Here is a 4,410-nt window from a genome sequence, read left to right as displayed (position 1 = left end):
AGTACTGAGGATTTGCGTGCGATAGCCAAGGCACGGATATCAGAAAAGGAATTCGTACAATCAATTATTGTCGCCGTCAGCCTAACTGAAGACTATATTGCTGAAGTCGTAAGACTGATCTTGGAAGCATACCCCAAGAAACTCACTCTTTCACAAAAAGGCGGAGCTCCTTTAGGTCAGTCTAAGTCAATCAGCTTGAGTGACTTACTCGATTACTCTTCTATGGAGGACTTGATTGAAGACCAAGTCGAAAAACGGGTTCAAGATCTTCTGTATGCAAGTCCCAAACAGTATGCGGAGTACATATCAGCAGTAGCAGGTGTAGAGATCGGAGAGCGCCTGATCCAAGAATATGCTGAAGTAAAGGCGACCAGAGACCTCTATGTCCACGGTGATGGAAAGGTCAACGAGCTATACCTGAAGAAGGCTGAGCAGCTTGCACGAGGGAAATTAGGGGAAAAACTGGTTGTAGATTCGGAATACTTTGATCATTCAATTCGAGTAATGAAAGAGATATTTACTGCTATTTTTAAGGGGCTGAGGGAAAAGTATTCCGCAGACTCGAATGTAGAGCGCATCCTCGATCATCGAGGGTGCCATTTGATTTAGAAATCCCTGCTTGAATTCGCTGTTAGGGTGGCGGGCAAGTCTCGGCGCCCGCACCCAATATTTCTCTTACACCGTATTTTCCAATAACACTTTCGCCTTGCCCTCCATAGTCAGCCGGGCATCCTGCTGCGGCTTCGACCGGGCGACCGCCGTGATCCCTTGGACGAAGTCGAAGACGCTTTCCGGTGGACGGCCTTCCTCGGCCAGGACCGTTTCGACAATCCGCCCCGTCTCCGCCTTCGAGAACCCGCGCTTGCGGAGGAAGTCCTGCCGGTCCTCGTCCGAGCGCGCAACGATCTTCTCCCGCGCCGCGCGGATACCGTCGATGAACGGCGCGGGCGAGGACTCGGCGAAGCGGCTCAGCGCCGGGGCGGCCTCGTGGGCGAAGCGGGAGGCGGCGTATTTCGAGTGCGGATGGTGATCTCCTGGAAGTCCTCGACGCCCCACAGGTTGCGGTTCTGGCAGACCGCCCGCAGATAGAAACTGGCGATGCCGAGCGTCTTGGCACCCACCTCGGAGTTCCAGCAATAGAACCCCCGGAAATAGAGGTCCGGCGAGCCATCGGGCAGCAGCCCCGCCTCGATCGGGTTGAGGTCGTCGACGAGGAACAGGAACACGTTGCGGTCCGAGGCGTAGAGCGTCGTCGTCTCCTTCGTGACGTCCACGCGCGGGTTGTAGATGCCGGTCGACCAGTCGAGCACGCCCGGCACCTTCCAGCGCGTATCGCCGGTGCCGTTGCCCGCGATGCGCTGCACGGCGGAGACCAGTTCATGGTCGTAGATGCGGCCATAGTCGGGGCCGGTCACGGCGCGCAGTTCGGTGCGACCATCCGCGACCTCCATGGTCTTGATCTGCTCGGCCCGGTGGTTGGTCAGACCGTACTGGAGGTTGATCCCGGCCAGCGGCGCGGGAAGTTGCCGCAGATAGGCCGCGGGCGCGCCGACGAGGCTCGAGAGCTGGCCGAAGGACCAATGCGTTGGCGCGATGGGTTCATCCGTGCCCGGCAGGACAAGGCCGAGCTTTTCCGGGTTCTCGCGATGCGCCTCGACCCGGATCGCCGCACTCTCCACCGTGCGCGTCCGGCTCCGCTCCGCCCGGCACTTGACCGAGGCAAAGAGATCGTCGAGCGAAAGATACCGCTCGTCATCTGGCCGCGAGAACCACTCGGACGACACGCGGTCCACGTTCGTGCCGCGCGACACATCCACCTTGTAGCCGCCGCTCATATCACGCCCGGCATCGATAATTTCGCTGTTCATTGGAAAACCTCCGCGACGGGCGCCGGAGGCCTCTCCTCCAGCCCTCAACCCGTCACGGCACCCCTTCCAGTCTCTTGCTCTTTCGCCGGGTCAGTGGCGGCTTCCCGCGCCTAAAGCACACCCGCGTTGCGCGATTCGGGCAGCCTATGGCAGACTTCGTTTGGGCAATGGTCGCCGGACCCCGCCACAGCTAGGGACCCCGAAAAGGTGAGAAATCGCATAGAACAGCGCAGTATCTCCGGTTTCCGGGCCGCCGATTTGCGCGACGCCAAAGCAGCCATCTATACGCCAAGCTACGAAAATGTGCGCTCACCCCACCTTCAACCCTCTATTGTGCATTGGCTTTTTCCTTCGTACGCGCGCCACCCTCTGGCAGGCTGGCAACCATGGAATGGGACCGCAAACATAGGCCGGGGGCTGACGCGTCAACAGACGCCCAAATCTCATCTCGGGGTAGCGGAGCGGCTGAGAACAACATCGCGCGCCTCACTTCTGCCGGCGATGATCCGCGGCTGGTCAACCTTGTTCGCTTGTTGGCGCGGCAGGCGGCGAGAGATTTCATTGAGACAGAGAACAGGCGGCATGCACAGGCTCGCCTCCGCGATTAAGGGGGCTATCGCATGAAGGCAGCGCTTTACGCTCGGTATTCATCTGACAACCAACGTGATGCTTCGATCGAGGACCAGCTTCGCATCTGTCGTGCACGCGCAGAGCGAGAAGGCTGGACGATCATCGACAGCTACACGGATCGCGCGATTTCCGGGGCGTCCTTGCTTCGGCCCGGCGTTCAGGAACTGATCTCGGATGCGCTGAAGGGCCGTTTTGAGGTGATCCTCGCGGAGTCGCTGGATCGTCTCTCTAGAGATCAGGAGGACATTGCCGGGCTCTACAAGCGGATGCGCTTTGCAGGTGTGAGTATCGTGACGCTGTCTGAAGGTGAGGTCAGCGAATTGCACATTGGTCTCAAGGGAACGATGGGCGCACTCTTCCTAAAGGATCTAGCTGACAAGACCCGGCGCGGTCTCCGCGGGCGCGTCGAGAAGGGTCGCTCCGGTGGCGGGCTTTGTTATGGGTATGACGTCATTCGTACGGCTGATCCGGACGATCGGGGCGAGCGGGAGATCAACCCAGCCGAAGCAAACGTCGTTCGGCGCATCTTCAGGGATTACTTGTCCGGACAATCATCGCGGACGATCGCAATGGCCTTGAACCGGGAGGGCATTTCGGGACCGCAGGGCAAGGAGTGGGGGCCGTCGACAATCCATGGAAACCCGAAACGAGGGACGGGGATTCTCAACAATGAACTCTACATCGGGCGGCTGGTCTGGAACCGCCTGCGATACATGAAGGATCCAGACACCGGTAAGCGCGTCTCCCGCCCGAACCCCGAAAGTGACTGGGTTGTCCAGGAAGTCCCGGACCTTCGGATTGTGGACCAAGATCTCTGGGACGCAGTGAAGAAAAGGCAAAAGAGCCTTTCGTTTGATACGTCGCCGACAGGCAGCAATCCGATGAACGATAGACGGCGGCCGAAGCATCTTTTCGCCGGCTTAATCAAGTGCGGGTGCTGTGGTGGTGGGTACTCCCTGATCTCGAAAGACCTTCTTGGCTGCGCAGCGTCACGGAACAAGGGCACATGCGAAAACCGTCTGAACATCCGTCGGGATGTCTTGGAGGCGTCGATCTTAAATGGCCTTCGGAAGCATCTCATGTCGCCGGAACTCTTCAATGAATTCTGTGCCGAGTTCATGCGAGAGGTAAATCGGCTCCGGATCGAGCGCGGAGCCGACCTGGCCGGCTGGAGGAGCGAACTCGAGAAGGTTGACCGAGAGCTCGACAAGATGGTCGATGCCATTCTTCAGGGCTTCCCGCCAGCAAAGCTTAAAGACAAAGCCGAGAAGCTGGAGGCGAGGAAGTCGCAGTTGAGCGAGCTCCTGGACAATGCCGATGAGCCGCCGCCATTGCTGCACCCGAACATGGCGCAGATGTATCAGGATCGGATCACCAAGCTCTGCGAGAACCTGCAATCCGAGGAAGATCGTGGCGCCGCCGTCGACGTGCTTAGATCACTTGTGGATGAAATCAGCCTCGTGCCCGAGAACGGCGAACTCTCCATCGCCCTTCGCGGCGACCTGGGGGCGATCGTGCGCTTTGCAGCCGGAAAGCAAAACCCCGACTTCCTTTCGGAGGCCGAGGCTTTGGACAACCTGCTTTCGCAGAAATCGTTGGTTGCGGGAGTAGGATTTGAACCTACGACCTTCAGGTTATGAGCCTGACGAGCTACCGGGCTGCTCCATCCCGCGACATTTTTATTCAGGCTCTGGCGCGTTGCGCGAGTTGAGCCATTAATTGCTTTATCACTGATGTTGTGATTGAGCATTTATCCCTTCAGAGGGGTATATCTGAAGGTATTTTTTATTGTTATCGTTTAGAGTTTATGGATTTTGCTAGGTTTGGCGGTGACCTACTCTCCCACGCCTTAAGACGCAGTACCATCGGCGCAACAGTGCTTAACTTCCGGGTTCGGGATGGGACCGGGTGT

Annotated in this window: 2 protein-coding genes, 1 tRNA gene, 1 rRNA gene and 1 pseudogene; 2 read left to right on the top strand and 3 right to left on the bottom strand. The window is 58.2% G+C overall.

Going from position 1 to position 4,410, the window contains the following annotated elements; genetic code table 11:
- Positions 1–609 (top strand): hypothetical protein (locus VWZ87_RS03555; protein ID WP_416534509.1); only part of this gene is annotated, 609 nt, incomplete at its 5' end.
- Between the two features lie 66 nt (positions 610–675).
- Here the strand turns inward: VWZ87_RS03555 and VWZ87_RS03550 are convergent.
- Positions 676–1,868: pseudogene (locus tag VWZ87_RS03550) on the bottom strand (DUF932 domain-containing protein).
- A 620-nt stretch (positions 1,869–2,488) separates the two neighbouring features.
- Here VWZ87_RS03550 and VWZ87_RS03545 point away from each other — a divergent pair.
- Complete coding sequence (locus tag VWZ87_RS03545) at positions 2,489–4,138, top strand: recombinase family protein (RefSeq protein ID WP_416534510.1); 1,650 nt, start codon at positions 2,489–2,491, stop codon at positions 4,136–4,138.
- On the opposite strand, the gene VWZ87_RS03540 is transcribed toward VWZ87_RS03545, so the two are convergent.
- A tRNA-Met gene (locus VWZ87_RS03540) sits at positions 4,095–4,171 on the bottom strand. The two genes, VWZ87_RS03545 and VWZ87_RS03540, sit on opposite strands and share 44 nt — an antisense overlap.
- A gap of 148 nt (positions 4,172–4,319) precedes the next feature.
- Positions 4,320–4,410: ribosomal RNA gene (rrf, locus tag VWZ87_RS03535) — 5S ribosomal RNA — on the bottom strand; the annotation flags it as partial.

The sequence above is a fragment of the Phaeobacter sp. JH20_37 genome (assembly GCF_048056015.1).
GTDB lineage: Bacteria > Pseudomonadota > Alphaproteobacteria > Rhodobacterales > Rhodobacteraceae > Phaeobacter > Phaeobacter bryozoorum.
The sequence above is the reverse complement of the archived record's forward strand: the minus strand, read 5'-3'. Positions and strand labels throughout refer to the sequence as shown.

Bases quoted from the DNA above. Each gene is read 5' to 3' on its own strand.
- VWZ87_RS03545 (WP_416534510.1), top strand. From the start codon at position 2,489: ATGAAGGCAGCGCTTTACGCTCGGTATTCATCTGACAACCAACGTGAT.